This window comes from Exiguobacterium sp. JMULE1 (genome assembly GCF_013337175.1).
Classification (GTDB): Bacteria; Bacillota; Bacilli; order Exiguobacteriales; family Exiguobacteriaceae; genus Exiguobacterium_A; species Exiguobacterium_A indicum.
The window spans coordinates 478,676-492,582 of sequence record NZ_SGWC01000002.1 but is presented as its reverse complement, the minus strand read 5'-3'; the positions used below and the strand labels follow the sequence as shown (position 1 = coordinate 492,582).

The 13,907-nt window shown below is 43.5% G+C and carries 18 protein-coding genes and 1 riboswitch; of the genes, 4 read left to right on the top strand and 14 right to left on the bottom strand.

The annotated features are described in order from the left end of the window. Positions 1-3: 3 nt before the first annotated feature. Positions 4-1,227, bottom strand: a complete 1,224-nt coding sequence (locus tag EXW93_RS02715; protein ID WP_023467199.1) for an aminopeptidase — start codon at positions 1,225-1,227, stop codon at positions 4-6. A 98-nt stretch (positions 1,228-1,325) separates the two neighbouring features. Here EXW93_RS02715 and EXW93_RS02710 point away from each other — a divergent pair, with 98 nt between their 5' ends. Then, on the top strand, positions 1,326-1,745 hold the full coding sequence (locus tag EXW93_RS02710) for a YkvA family protein (RefSeq protein WP_023467198.1): 420 nt from the start codon (positions 1,326-1,328) through the stop codon (positions 1,743-1,745). A gap of 36 nt (positions 1,746-1,781) precedes the next feature. Here EXW93_RS02710 and EXW93_RS02705 read toward each other — a convergent pair whose 3' ends face one another. Then, a complete protein-coding gene (locus EXW93_RS02705; RefSeq protein ID WP_023467197.1) occupies positions 1,782-2,618 on the bottom strand; it encodes a formate/nitrite transporter family protein in 837 nt (278 codons plus the stop codon). 406 nt (positions 2,619-3,024) lie between these two features. Next, positions 3,025-3,402 carry a hypothetical protein gene (locus EXW93_RS02700; RefSeq protein WP_174316014.1) on the bottom strand — a complete coding sequence of 126 codons (378 nt, stop codon included), beginning with the start codon at positions 3,400-3,402 and terminating at the stop codon, positions 3,025-3,027. A 136-nt stretch (positions 3,403-3,538) separates the two neighbouring features. Between EXW93_RS02700 and EXW93_RS02695 the strand changes: the two genes are divergently transcribed. Both EXW93_RS02695 and EXW93_RS02690 read left to right on the top strand, forming a co-directional pair. Continuing rightward, positions 3,539-4,405, top strand: coding sequence for a YitT family protein (locus EXW93_RS02695; RefSeq protein ID WP_023467195.1), 867 nt, complete (start codon positions 3,539-3,541; stop codon positions 4,403-4,405). Between the two features lie 191 nt (positions 4,406-4,596). Then, positions 4,597-5,235, top strand: coding sequence for a CHASE3 domain-containing protein (locus EXW93_RS02690; protein WP_035398843.1), 639 nt, complete (start codon positions 4,597-4,599; stop codon positions 5,233-5,235). A gap of 370 nt (positions 5,236-5,605) precedes the next feature. Here the strand turns inward: EXW93_RS02690 and EXW93_RS02685 are convergent, their stop codons facing one another. The 8 genes from EXW93_RS02685 to EXW93_RS16585 form a co-directional block, all read right to left on the bottom strand. Beyond that, a complete protein-coding gene (locus tag EXW93_RS02685) occupies positions 5,606-5,974 on the bottom strand; it encodes an ArsR/SmtB family transcription factor (protein WP_041254995.1) in 369 nt (122 codons plus the stop codon). Between the two features lie 56 nt (positions 5,975-6,030). Then, complete coding sequence (locus tag EXW93_RS02680) at positions 6,031-6,465, bottom strand: hypothetical protein (protein ID WP_035398846.1); 435 nt, start codon at positions 6,463-6,465, stop codon at positions 6,031-6,033. Positions 6,466-6,485: 20 nt separating this feature from the next. After that, positions 6,486-7,124: a thiamine phosphate synthase gene (gene thiE, locus EXW93_RS02675; RefSeq protein ID WP_035398847.1), complete on the bottom strand. Its 639-nt coding sequence runs from the start codon at positions 7,122-7,124 to the stop codon at positions 6,486-6,488. Then, a complete protein-coding gene (gene thiM / locus EXW93_RS02670) occupies positions 7,114-7,881 on the bottom strand; it encodes a hydroxyethylthiazole kinase (RefSeq protein ID WP_055966644.1) in 768 nt (255 codons plus the stop codon). The genes thiE and thiM overlap by 11 nt, the downstream gene beginning before the upstream one ends. After that, positions 7,862-8,665, bottom strand: a complete 804-nt coding sequence (thiD, locus tag EXW93_RS02665; protein ID WP_023467188.1) for a bifunctional hydroxymethylpyrimidine kinase/phosphomethylpyrimidine kinase — start codon at positions 8,663-8,665, stop codon at positions 7,862-7,864. The genes thiM and thiD overlap by 20 nt, the downstream gene beginning before the upstream one ends. 115 nt (positions 8,666-8,780) lie before the next feature. Then, a riboswitch (TPP riboswitch) is annotated at positions 8,781-8,891 on the bottom strand. Between the two features lie 64 nt (positions 8,892-8,955). Further along, positions 8,956-9,936, bottom strand: a complete 981-nt coding sequence (locus EXW93_RS02660) for a murein hydrolase activator EnvC family protein (protein ID WP_254606176.1) — start codon at positions 9,934-9,936, stop codon at positions 8,956-8,958. Positions 9,937-9,983: 47 nt separating this feature from the next. Then, on the bottom strand, positions 9,984-10,232 hold the full coding sequence (locus EXW93_RS16345) for a hypothetical protein (RefSeq protein WP_254606175.1): 249 nt from the start codon (positions 10,230-10,232) through the stop codon (positions 9,984-9,986). A 198-nt stretch (positions 10,233-10,430) separates the two neighbouring features. Then, positions 10,431-11,870 (bottom strand): murein hydrolase activator EnvC family protein, encoded by a 1,440-nt coding sequence (locus EXW93_RS16585; protein WP_023467184.1) that lies wholly within the window; start codon positions 11,868-11,870, stop codon positions 10,431-10,433. A 262-nt stretch (positions 11,871-12,132) separates the two neighbouring features. Between EXW93_RS16585 and mce the strand changes: the two genes are divergently transcribed. Next, positions 12,133-12,543 (top strand): methylmalonyl-CoA epimerase, encoded by a 411-nt coding sequence (gene mce / locus EXW93_RS02650; RefSeq protein WP_058714095.1) that lies wholly within the window; start codon positions 12,133-12,135, stop codon positions 12,541-12,543. A gap of 46 nt (positions 12,544-12,589) precedes the next feature. Here mce and EXW93_RS02645 read toward each other — a convergent pair whose 3' ends face one another. From EXW93_RS02645 to EXW93_RS02635, 3 genes are read right to left on the bottom strand one after another with little or no spacing between them, the layout of a single operon-like run. Next, positions 12,590-13,102 (bottom strand): type 1 glutamine amidotransferase domain-containing protein, encoded by a 513-nt coding sequence (locus EXW93_RS02645; RefSeq protein WP_075642965.1) that lies wholly within the window; start codon positions 13,100-13,102, stop codon positions 12,590-12,592. A 26-nt stretch (positions 13,103-13,128) separates the two neighbouring features. Next, a complete protein-coding gene (locus EXW93_RS02640) occupies positions 13,129-13,302 on the bottom strand; it encodes a hypothetical protein (protein ID WP_023467179.1) in 174 nt (57 codons plus the stop codon). 52 nt (positions 13,303-13,354) lie between these two features. After that, positions 13,355-13,789: an organic hydroperoxide resistance protein gene (locus tag EXW93_RS02635; protein ID WP_023467178.1), complete on the bottom strand. Its 435-nt coding sequence runs from the start codon at positions 13,787-13,789 to the stop codon at positions 13,355-13,357. Between the last annotated feature and the right edge of the window lie 118 nt (positions 13,790-13,907).

Genomic DNA, 13,907 nt, shown 5'->3' with positions numbered 1-13,907 from the left:
CGTTTAGATTGACCAGTTTCCGTCACGCATGACTGATTCACGCGTTCCGTCTGCAAGTTCTCCTTCAATCGATAGATCCGCTGATCCAATCATGAAGTCGACATGCGTCATCGAGTCGTTCGCGCCTTGTGCTTCTAGTTCTTCTGCTGAAAGGCTAGGACCATTTTCGAGACACGTCGAGTACGCACGACCAATCGCTAAGTGGCATGAAGCATTTTCATCAAACAATGTATTATAGAATAGGATACCCGAGTCAGAAATCGGCGAACGGTGTGGCACGAGCGCAACTTCTCCAAGATAACGTGCACCTTCATCAAGTGAAATCAAGTCATCTAATGCTTCTTGACCCTGTTTCGCTTCCGCTTTAACGATTTTTCCGTTCTCGAACCAGAGTGTGAACTCATCAATCAAGTTCCCACTATAGCTAAGCGGTTTTGTGCTCGAGACGTGTCCGTTGACTCCTGTCTTTTTCGGTAACGTGAACACTTCTTCTGTCGGCAGATTCGCGATGAAATCAACACCATCTGCATTCGGACCACCGCCACCTAACCAAACATGACGTTCTGGTAATTCGATTGATAATTCTGTTCCTGGAGCTGTGTAGTGCAATGTTTTGTATTTCTTCTCTGTCAGGAATTTTGCTTTTGAACGCAGATTCTGATCATGATCCGCCCATGCAGCGACCGGATCCGCTTGATCGGCACGTGTAGCCTTTAAAATAGCTGACCAGAGCTCTTCAACAGCATTCTCTGAATCAGGGAATACTTTCTTCGCCCAGCTTTCAGAAGGTGCTGCTACGACACACCAGCTGACATTGTCACTCATGACGAACTTCCGCCAATTAGCAAGAGCGACACCGGCTGCTTTATTCGCACGTGCGATTCGGCTCGAGTCCACGCCATTCAATAAATCTGGATCTTCACTGACGACCGATAAGAACGCTGTCTTTTCTTCTGCCAGTTGGTCGTAACGTGCTTTTAACCAATCCGGGAACGTATCAAACGACTCTTCCGGTGCATCGAAATAACGGATTTTCGTCATCTCATCGTCTGACCATTGTACATATACTTGCGTAGCTCCTACTTCGTAGGCGACACGCGTGATTTCACGAACGAGCGGCAAATTTTCGATTCCTGCACGCACCTCGAGTTGTTGTCCTGGTTGTAGATTAATTCCCGTACGCACGGCTAAAGACGCGTATTGTTGTAATTCTGCTTGTGTCGGCATTATGTAATCCCCTTTCTTGTATCTTTATTTTCACGAAATAGTTGCAATTTTGCAAGAAATAAGGCGAAACTAGAAAGAGAAGAGAAGGAGGCATCACCATGGAATTCACACCCGGCGATTTTAAATCGGCTTATACGTATTTTCACCGACAGGCACTCGACCTCGTTGGTGATGAAAAAGCACAGCAAGAATTGTTAGTTCGAGCAGAAATCGGACTTGCGCACTTGACGCAAGATATCGCGTCTACAGAAAGCTCGGACATCGAACGCGAGGCAGAACTCGTCCTTTATTTTCAATTAAAACAACTGCTTGAAATGCTTCGTGCTCTCTATCAGAAAAAATTCGAAATGCATGCGGAGCAGGAACAATTGTTATTGACGGCCGTTCTGTACTTTACGTCTCCTGTTGACGCCTTACCGGACGATAACGTCCTCGGGCTCTTCGATGATGCACAAATCGTCGAGACGATTTACGAAGAACTGGCTGCAGACGTCGATCGCTTTCAACATATGGAATGAATGAAAAAAGCAGCTGTCGCGACAGCTGCTTTTTGATTATGCATTTTGTTTCGAAGCAATATGAACAGGTGTCGTGGATTGACGTGATTCATCTACTTCTAATTTTTCTTTATTCAGCCACGTATAGATCATTCCCATGAAGACTGCTCCACCAATGATGTTTCCAGCTAAAGCTGGCAACAGGTTATGCATCGCTCCGGCAAATGTGATCGTATCCGGATGTGGTACGACTAACGCAATGGAGAACAAGGCCATATTGGCGATGACGTGATCAAATCCAGATGCGAAGAAGACTGCGACCAGTACCATCATCATCATGATCTGCGCCAACTCATTCTTCATGTTCTTTGGAATGAAAATCGCTAAACAGACCATCCAGTTACAGAAGATAGCTCGTGTGAAGATTTCCCACGTCGTATGGTGGATCTTCGTTTCTGAGACAGAAAATAACCAGTTGTTCATACCAAGCTCTTGGATGATTCCTGTTTGAGAAAAGAGTAGCGCAAATGCTAATCCTCCAAGTCCATTTCCAATCAGACAGATCAACCAGACCTTCATCGTATCCATCTTCGTCGTATAGCCGCGCATCGTCGCCGTCGTGAAATACATCGTATTTCCTGTGAACAGCTCTGCCCCACCGTAAACGATCAGGACGAGTGCCACTCCGAAGGTCAGTCCACCAACAAGTGTCGCAACAGGTGACTCCGCCATATATAGACCGTTAATTGCTTTTAAGGTAAAAATAATTGCAAATCCAATGAAAATCCCTGCTAGCATGGCACGAACTAAGTACTCGAGAGGACGCATTTGTAGCATGCGCGTCGACTTGATTGCTTTATTCCGTAATCCTTCTAATGCTTCTACCTCGTTCATCGTAGAAACCTCTCTTTCTTTTGTTCAACACTTCACAATGTTTGTTCATTTATTATCATACTTCCATCTTAAAAGATGTTCAAGTATTGAATAGACCTGTTTTATCGTTTTTATAAAAGAACGAGATGTAAACGATATCATTGTGTCGAGATTGTGAAAAATGCCTTTTCTTGCTTTATACAACTAATTAGTTTGAATTCGTAGTCGTGATGCGAAGCGTTCAAAGAAAGTATTTCGCCTTGATGCATCGAGCACATAACCATCAATGACGACCCGATTAAAGCGTCTAGAAGAGGAAGTAGCTCGTTCAATATCGGTCGGAGTGTAGGCGTCGAATGTTTTCCGGTCCATCGTAAAATCTGCACCTGAATACGGATCCGTGTAGTAAATTTCGAGATCGGTCAAATCAGGAATCGTTGAAAATAAAAAGTGTATGATGCATCAGCACTTTAGATAACCGAGCTTTCAAAAAATCCTGATTCACTTGTAGTGTTCCAGTATCGGTACCAATCCAGGCTTGTCGCTCTTTTCCTGTAACCTCATAAACAAGCCGCAACGATTCCCCTTCGACATCTACCTGTTTTAAATCTGATGAGAACGGAAGTTGTTCGGCTAATTGACGAACCGCTACCGTATTCATCATCGAAGCACCCACTTGTCTCGCTACGAGATCTCCATCATGCCAAATAGACGTTCGATTTTCTTCATCCGATGGTTGAAAAATGCGAATACCAATTAGTATTACTAAACAAATACAACCAATAAGCAAGAACGTTTTTTTCATTTTCATCACCTTCCTAAAAAAACGTACCCTTTTTCATCTTTTTTCATAAGAAGGGTTGAAATTTTATGCATATGGGCGTACTCTTGCAGGCAGATACTCACAGAAGGAGGAGCATGAGGTCACTCATCATATTGCCATGACTACAACACACCCACAGAAAAAGAGAGTTGAAAAAATTAGTTTTTTAATCATCGGTACATTGCTTTATTCCCTTTACATCAGTTTACTACTATCTCCAAATGATATCGGATCAGGCGGTATCATGGGGATCACACTCATCATCCAAGAGCTCTTCCACACGCCAATCGGTTTAACGCAATTGCTTTTAAACATCCCACTCTTCCTTTTAGGTTTTCGTTTTCTGCGTAAACGGTTCATGTTCTTATCCGGCATCATCGTCGTTGCTTCCTCTTTTTTAATCGACTGGATTCCGACTCAAATTGTTCCGGAATCTTTAAATGATCCGCTCGTCGCCTCCATCTTTGCCGGTCTAGTCTCTGGACTTGCGATGGCATTGATATTCTTCGGTGGTGCTTCAACTGGAGGGCTTGATATTCTTGGAAAATTTTTCTTCGCTCGTTTTCATAACTGGCCACTTCCTCGCATATTTCTGATGCAAGATCTTGTCATCTACATCCTTGTTTGGTGGGTGTTTGACTTAAAACACGTTATGTACGCGCTCATCATGAGCTTCGTTCGCGCCAAAGCCCTTCAGACGGTTTACAGTTTCTATTCTGCTTCTAAGCAATGTATCATCATTTGTGAGAAAGCAGATGAAATCAATGAAGTCATTACAAAAGAACTCGGTCGTGGTGTCACGATTCTCGATGCACGTGGAGGATATTCCAACCGAACGAAAAAAATGGTCTATGTCGTCGTTCAAAATAATGAAATCGTCCGTTTGCAAGAGATCGTCTCTTCCGTTGAGCCAAATGCATTCGTTACATTCTCAGAAATTCATACGGTTTTCGGAAACTATAAGGAACATTCCTATTCGTTTTAACCAAGCGCAGCCAAGCTGCGCTTTTTCTTCTACATAAAACAGCTTCTCGGATTGCACTAGCTTTCCTGCTTTTTTATTCAGAATACTGACTTCTTACTTTCCTATCCCTATTCAAAAAATAGACAGGCTTCACTTTTCTTGTAATAGTAGTTAAGCTAATGACATGTCTTTTTATTTAAAGGAATGATTGCATGCACTCACTATGGCGTCAGCGTGTTCTGCTGATTCTTTTGATCAGTTTATTTGCCTCTATACCAATCATTTATGCCTTATCTGGTTATCGGACAATTGCGGCGATGACAGCGCAGATGAAGGATCATGATATACCGTTAATTAATCAAGTCGATCAGTTGGTTGAACATAATCGAGATCGAGCAAACGCAGTCCGCGGCCTCTTATTGTACGAAGATAATCGTTATATTGAACAATATTATTTTTCGACTTCGAAAATTCATGACTTACGTAATAGTCTGAATCAATCTTCGACTACTCCAGGAACAATTAAAGATCTTCTTCGTCGCAACAATGTCTGGGAGTCAGAAATCGAACGGGTTTTCGTCGTATATGAACGCCAAAGTCCAGCAGCAGCAAAACGTCTCGCCAGACAATCGACTCAAACGACTCAGACGATCCTTGAAGACTTATCACGTGTAAAAGATGATTTATATCGAACGCTTCAGGCAAAATTACAACAATCGGATGCGTTAATTGCTACATATAAATGGATGTGCCTCGGCCTGTCAATTCTGTCCTTTTTGATGATTAGTGCAACGATTTTTTTCTTCCATCGCTTCGTTCCTGCCATATCAGAGAAATCAGCACAAGAATAAACAAAAAGGAGCTGACTCAAAAGTCAGTCTTTACAAAGATAAGGGTGGCAGATCATCATTCTGCCACCCTTATCTCGTAACAAAAAGAATGACGCGTCACACGCCACTTCTACAGGAACAAGCGCGATTTTGCGCTATCAGAGACGAACGAGACCTGCTTTTCTGCTGGAATGAAGCAAGAAAGCCAGCTTGTGTCTCGCCTGAGGAAAGGGTCTGAAAAGATGAGTTATTCTTTTTTCGAGTCAGCCTCTTCAGATTATAGAGGCGTCATCTTGATTGACAGGACGAGGTCGATGCTTGTCCTAGGAAAACGATCCGAGATGAACAAAAAAAGCGCAGCAATAGCTACGCTTTTCGTTATTCTAAAGAATCATTCACGTACTGCTTTTCCCTCATGCACATGTTCCATAGCCATATGCACAAGCGATGAGACATGATGATCATCCAGGGAATAATAGACGACTTTGCCTTCTTTTCGGAACTTGACGAGTCCTTGTTTCAACAAAGACCGAAGATGGTGAGACGCCGTCGCAATCGAACAGTCGACAGAGGCTGAGACATCACAAACGCATAGTTCTTCTTCAATCGTCAACGCATAAACGATTCGCAGTCGTGTCGCATCCGAAAGAATCTTAAATAGCTTTCCGATTTCAAGTGTTGGGATCGTATCCACGACTTGTCCGATTTCAGACGCACGTTGTTCGTCAATCGCAATCGTTTCACAACGGGGAATATCCATGTCCGTCACCTCGTTTTTACCTATATTGCACCATGGGAAAACAGAACATTGCAAGTTTAGCGCATGCGCCTACGAATGAGCCAAAATACGAACCATCCTCCAACATAATCTCCGATATCCCAGACGATTCGATTTTGATCGACAGCGCGTACGCCGATATCAATGATTTTCGTACTCTCTAATCGGTTCGAATAGCGCTGTCGTAGCCGAGTCGGAATCGGTAGACGAAGAAGTACCCGGTAATAGATGTCTAAATGAGTATGTCCCCAAATTTCCGTCGCAATCGAGCTCGTTTTAATATACAACGGACGTTTGTAGCGTCTTTCATACTTTTCTTTCAATAAAAGGGCCATCTCATAAGATATACGATTAGGACGCGGAAATAAGACTTTTCCTAGATGGTAGATCCCCTGATTATCGACTCGAATGATTTGTGGTTCTAACCGATATCGAATCCAATAGCCGCGAAAACGGATCGTCTGCCATTTCAATACAATCACCTCTGAACGGATTATACCCTGTTCTGAAGTGATTGATGCCATTCTCGCACAGCATCTGTCATTTGCTGCGCAGCGAGTTGCCGATCTTCTTTAGCGAAAATTTCTGAAATGACGGCGTACCCTTCTAGCGGGATGGGAAGGGTGGAGACATTTGTTGCTGTGATTCCACCAATACCGATTAGAGGTAATCGTACGGCTTCCCGAATCGCCTGAAGCATCGTATGCGACATGGAATCAGCGTCCGCTTTGGATGACGTCGCAAATAGAGATCCCACGCCTAAATAAGAGGCTCCGTCTCGTTCTGCTTCAATCGCTTGTGCAACAGTGGCTACCGACACACCAATTACAGCATCTGGTAAAAGGCGACGTGCTGCGGTTAAAGGAATGTCTTCTTGTCCGATATGCAAACCAGCTCCGACGAGTAACGCGATATCGATCCGGTCATTGATGATCAAAGGAATGTCGTGTCGATCCGTCAGTCTCTTCAACCGAACTGCCTGATCGTAGAATTCCTTTCCTTGTGCGGTTTTTTCTCGTAGTTGCACGATCGTCGCACCACCTAAAACAGCTTCCTCAACGACCGTCTCGATCGCGACGCCAGGATGGTAACGACGATCCGTCACTGCATAGATGGAGTAATCAATTGACACGTTCTGTCACCTCCACCAGTTCTTGCTCCGTCATGAGGCTGATCGCATTGAACAATTCTCGTTTAAAATCACCAAGACCTTGCGCAGAGACTGCTTGTTCTCCTGCTTTTCCCATGACGAATGTTCCGTGAACAGCCGCCTCAAACGCCGTATATCCTGCGCCGAGGAAGCTCGCAATCAAGGAAGCCGTCATACAGCCCGTACCCGTGATGTCTCCTAGACGAGGTGTTCCTACATGTAATTCCATTTCGCGCGTTCCATCCGTGATATAGTCGTTCGGACCTGTCACGACGAGGACAGATTTGTGTTTGCGAGCGAATGCACGAATACTTTCTCGATCCATCATTGCATCTCCCGCAGCATCGACTCCCTTAGTTCGTCCGTCTTCCCCAAGTAACGTCTTGATTTCAGAAGTATTTCCTTTGATGACCGTACACCCGAGATTAATGAGTTCTTTAGAAAAGGCAGTACGTAATGTCGTTGCCCCTGCTCCAACTGGATCAAGAACGATCGGGACATTCAAACGTCCCGCTTCACCGGCTGCAAGTCGTTGAGCTGCTTGCATGTCTGCATCGATCGTACCAATGTTTAAGACAAGGGCTTGCGCGAGTCTAACCATCTCTTCTACTTCGCGAATGTCTTCCGCCATGACGGGTGATGCTCCAACAGCGAGTGTGACGTTTGCGCAGTCGTTGATCGTTACCGTGTTCGTCAGATGGTGAATGAGTGGTTTGTGTTCAAGAATGGTCGTAAACATGTGTATCCCTCCAAAGTGAATGAAAATGATGTGTCGGTCCAATACCTTGTCCGAGAGCAAATCCATGACGAATCGCCTCCGTGACATAGCTCTTTGCTTGTCTTACACTATCTGTCAAATCTTCTCCAAGCGCCATCCGCGCCGCAATCGCCGCAGATAAGGTACAACCAGTTCCATGAGTATGTTGATTGTCTAACCGTTCCGATGTGAAGCGGTGTTCTACTTCCCCATCAAACAACAAATCCGTCGCAGCTCCTGAGAGATGTCCACCTTTTAGTAATACTGCCCCTGTCTGTGTAGCTAATTGATGCATCGCCAGTCGCATTTCATCTAGATTGGTGACCGATCGTCCTGTTAAACGCTCCGCTTCCGGTAAATTTGGTGTGACGAGTGTCGCAAGCGGTAAAAGCTCCGAAATCAATGCTTGTTCGGCTTCCGTCCGTAATAAGGCATGTCCCCCTTTAGCGACCATGACGGGATCTAATATGATCGGAACTGTCTGTTTGCGGAGATGTGTAGCAATGACACGAATCGTCTGCGCATTCGAGACCATTCCGATTTTGATCGCATCGACACGAATGTCTGAGAAAATCGACGTTAACTGGGCATCTACGATTTCTGGAGATAACTCTTCCACCGCTTGAACACCCAGTGTATTTTGCGCCGTGACAGCTGTCAGGACGCTCATTCCATAAACGCCTAAAGCCGAAAAGGTTTTTAAATCTGCTTGAATCCCAGCTCCACCACCGGAGTCGGATCCTGCAATCGTCAGTACATGTTTCATGTTCTTTTCACCTTCCCATCGAGCAATGTAAGGGAGTCGTGACCGACAAAAAAAGCGTCGACCGCTGTAAAAAAGCAGTCGACGCTATACGAAAGCGTTATACACGCATTCCGGTATCCGTTCGGCTCAACTTTCCTACGCTGGTATTATCCAGTTCAGGTAATAGGGTCGAAAACAGATTGGTTTTCCTCTCAGCCGGATTCCTCCAGCTCCCCTAGTTGCTCAAGTATTCGTTTCGCCTTAACTGTAGCATAGCAGCAAAAAAAAACGAGCCGAAGCCCGTTTTTTGATTACAGATATGCCAATGGATTCACTGCATTCAGAGGAGAAGAAGCACTATATTGATAACCTCCGACATGTAGTTCGAAATGTAAGTGTGGTCCTGTTGAATTTCCTGTACTACCAAGTGTTCCGACTTGCTGACCTTGAGAGACCGTTTGTCCTGCATGAACAGATAATGAGCTCATATGAGCGTAAACCGTCGTATAGACTTTTCCATCCAAGAAATGCGAAATCATGACGTGGTTTCCGTAAGGTCCACCACCTGATGCTGTAATGACGGTTCCGGCTGCTGCTGCGACGATCGGAGATCCGACGGGACCTTTGAAATCGACGCCATTATGGAATGTATAACCATTTGCTCCACTAGCTGGTCCGAACCCTTGTGATACCCCACCAGAAGATGGTCGGACAAATTTCCCACCACCTGAAGCGATTGGTGTTGTATCTGAACTTGTTGATTCTGTATTCTTATTGGCTTGTTTTGCTGCTTGAGCACTTGCTTTAGCAGCTTTTTCAGCTGCCGCTTTCTCTGCTGCTGCTTTTTCAGCCGCTGCTTTAGCCGCTGCCTTCGCTGCCGCAATCGCACGTTCTTGCGCTTCGAGAGTCGCTTGCAGTTCTTTTGCGTCTAACAGTTCTGTCGTAAACTTCGTCTTCCCTTTTCGTAATTTTTTGAGTGTAGCACTACGCTCTTTCATTTGAGCTTTCAACGCTTTTTTTTGTTCAAGCAATACTTTCTTTTCTTGCATTTGCTCCGCTTTTTTCTCAACGAGTGCTTGTTTTGCTTCTGCTAATTTTTTTTGTGTCGCGATGTAATCTGAAATCATTTTATCATCTTGTTCAGCAATCTTTTTACCCGCCATGACTCGGCTGAATAAATCACCTAAATCCTTTGATCCAAAAATGACTTCTTCCCACTTAATCGAGTTTCCATCGTTTTCTTGGAAAACACGTAAACGATCACCGAGAAGTTCTTCCTGCTTCTGTAGCATCTCCTCGTAACGAACGATGTCTGCCTTTAACTCATCGATTCGATTGCTTAACTGTTTAATTTGTTTATTTTTTCGGAAACTTGGAAAATCTTTTCGTTAATCGCTGCGTCGATTCGATTGATTTGACGTTGTTCTTTTGAAATTTTAGCTTCTTGCTTTTTAATCTCTTTTTCTAATTTACGTTGTTCAGCGGCATTTTCTGCCTTTTTTTCTTTAATCGTTGCTGCCGCGATCGGTTGTGTACCTGTTGTAAGTAATGCCCCTAAAACAATGGTAGAAATTAGTTTTTTTAGCATATATCGTTTTCCTCACTTATGTATTTTCATTTTTTATTATAGTATTCAAGTTTCTCTCATATCTGAAATAGATTATAGCACCCTAATCGTTTCAAAAAAATTTCATTTACATTTCAAGTGAAAACGTTTTTTTGTAATATATATTTCTTATCAAATATAAAAAAAAGAATCGTTGCATATGCAACGATTCTTCACTGTTTAAAACATAGTCATTGGATTTACTGAGTTAGCTGGACCTGTTGCACTGTAGCTGTATCCACCAACGTGAATTTCGAAGTGCAAGTGTGGACCTGTTGAGTTTCCTGTGCTACCACGTGTACCGATTTGTTGACCTTGGCTGACGCGTTGACCTGCACTAGCGTTCAATGAACTCATATGTGCATAGACTGTCGTATATGTCTTCCCGTTCAATTGGTGAGCAATCATGATGTGATTTCCGTAAGGGCCGCCACCTGATGCTGTAATGACTGTACCAGTTGCAGCTGCAACGATCGGCGTGCCAACTGGACCACCGAAGTCAATCCCGTTATGGAACGTATAACCGTTTTCTCCGCCTGCAGAACCATACCCTTGTGTCACAGCACCAGCAGTTGGATGAATGAAGAGTCCGCCTGATGATGGTGACGGTTTAGGTGTCGCAGGAGCTGACGGTGCTGGCGCAGTTGGTGCTGGTGTAGATGGTTTTGGTGCCGATTGTTTCGTCGAACCAGAAGGTTTTGCTGATTGCGCTGCCTTCTCTTGTGCTGCTTGCTGAGCTGCTGCTTCTTTAGCGGCTTGTTGTTCCGCTTCTTTTTGAGCTGCTGCTTGAGCTGCTTCAGCTTCTGCTCGTGCTTTTGCTTCACGTGCCGCTTGAGCTTGACGTTCTTTTTCGATTCGTGCTTCACGTTCACGCGCTGCTTTTTCAGCTGCAATCGCTTTTTCTTGAGCGATCAAAATTTGCTGGACTTCTTTTGCATCCATCAATTGTGTTTCGAACTTTTCTTTTTTCTTACGTAGTTCTTTTAAGCGTTTGTTCCGCTCTTTTAATTGTGATTCAAGATCCGCTTGTTGACGTTTTAATTCTTTTTTCTCAACGACCAACTGCGCTTTCTTTTCTTTTACTTTTTGTTGCGCATCCGCTAATTGTTTTTGCGTATTTTGGTAATCCGTGATCATTTTATCATCTTGTTTTGAAATGGATTTCCCTGCCATGACACGGCTTACGAGGTCACCAACGTTTTTAGCGCCAAAGATGACTTCTTCCCATTTAATTGAGTTTCCATCATTCTCTTGCATGACACGAAGACGATCACCGAGTAGTTTTTCTTGGCGTTTTAGTTTCGCTTTATATTTCTCGATTTCTTTTCCAAGCTCAACGATTTCACGTTCTGTTGCTTTGATTTGACGATCTTTTGTTTCGACAGCAAAGATTTTTTCGTTCAACGCTTCGTCTAGTCGATTGACTTCTTGTTGTGTTTTAGAGATTTTTTTACCTTCTTGATTAACAGAAGACTCTAAGTTTTTTTGCTTTTTAGCATTGTCTTGTTGCTGTTGTTCGTTTTTGGCTTTCTGTTCACTTAAATCGTCTGCTGCTGCAAAATGAGGTGCTGATGAAAGAACCAGTGCGGAAACGATGAGCGACGCGAACGTTTTTTTCATGTAGTATTCCCTCTTTTTCTGTAGTATATGTTTTATGATTTATCGTAGAATATTTAAGTTAAATTTAAATTCTGTAATCTTTTTTCTTTTTATAAGAACGTTTTTGATTATAGCATTCATTCCTCTTCCATAATATTTCAGTGATATTTCAATTTAAATAAATCTTTCCTCTTCTATGTAATAGAAACATTTGGAAGGTAACTCATCGTTGCAACTTTGGAGTGTTTTTGGGAAACTGAAGCGAACAGAAGGAGGATGTCATATGAAATTAGACCACACTGGAATTGCCGTTCGCGACATGCAGGAAGCCATTTCATTTTATACAAACGTACTTGGAGGAACCTTAACAAAAGAGTACTCGAATCCTGCGCCTGGTGTTGCTTCCAATATTGCGGTCATCGAGTTCGATGATGCGCACATCGAGTTGTTAACGCCAACAAGTCCGGATAGTCCAATCGCTCGTTTTTTAAAACAACGTGGGAAAGGTGTCCACCATATTGCTTATCGCGTAGAGAATTTAGATCAAGCGATTGAAGAAGCAAAAAAACAAGGCTTAACATTTTTAGAAGATACGTATCGAACGACGCCGTTCGGACGACGACTGATTTATATGAATCCTCGTCATTCACACGGCGTCATTACGGAACTCTGTGATTATCCAAAAAAACCCTAAAAAATCAGCACTGCGTTATCGCAGTGCTGATTTTTGTTCTATACCATTAGCCAAGTTTTGCAACGATTTCCCGATTGAATGCAGGAATATCATCTGGTTGACGACTTGAGACGAAATTATCATCGACGACGACTTCTTCATCTGCAAAGTCCACACCAGCATTTTCTAAATCAATTCGAATTGATTTATAACCTGTCATTTTTCTTCCTTTGACGATTTTTGCATTAATCATCAATTGTGGTCCATGGCAGATTGAGAAAATTGGTTTTTTCGACATATCGAATTCTTCGACGAATGAGACAAAACGCTCGTCTTCTCGAAGTAAATCTGGTGAAAAACCGCCTGGAATAAGGAGAGCATCGTAGTCTGCTGCTGAAGTCTCATCAATCGAGAGATCAACATTTACTTTTGCCTCTTCCTGTTTGCCGACGAGTTCTGCACCTTTTTTAACACCAATGACAGTGATCTCGTGCCCTGCTTCTTTTAATGCATCAACCGGTCCTGTGAATTCTACATCTTCAAAATGATCGGCGAGTACGACTGCTACTTTTTTAGACATGTGATTCATCCCCCAAGTTGTTTGATTTAAATCGGATCTTCTCCGCGATCTCGTGGAGAAACCGTATCATCTGGCATTTCGTCTTTTCCTTTTAGGATTTCCTTTTGTTGCTCCTCTGTCAGTTTCCGTTCTTTATCCGACAGACGATCCCGTTCATCTTCAAACTCTTCATTTGGACGATCGGTTTCTTTCGGTGCCATGGAAAACCCTCCTTATGATTCGTCATGATTCGTCATGATTCGTCGATTATGCTTATAGTGAATCGACGACTTTAACAGAAAGATCAACATCAATGTTGCCACGTGTCGCTTTTGAGTACGGGCAGAAATTGTGTGTCTTCTCTAGTAAGTCTTCGGCTTCTTCCTGCGATACGCCAACGACCTCGACGACGAGTTTCGCTGCAATTTTTACACCGTTATCCGCTTCATCCTGTAAGAGGCTGACTTCTGAATTCGTCCGCGTCTCGACTCGTTTTTTTGCTTGGCGCGCCATTAAGTTATAGGCACCATCAAAACAAGCGGCATATCCTGCTGCGAATAACTGTTCCGGGTTTGATGTCGGAATGTCTTCTTTGCCTTTTGTTCCTGGCATGACTAAATCGAGATTAATGACGTTATCGTCTGAAGCGACTTTCCCGTCGCGACCACCGACTGCAGATGCACGTGAAGTAAGAATGACGTTTGACATGATAGAAAACCCCTTTTCCTGTTGAATTAAAAAATGCTTTTTTTGCCACATAGACAGTAATACCCGTCACTGAGGGAGATAAACACAAGATGTGTCTATCACCTTAGCTAATCATTTT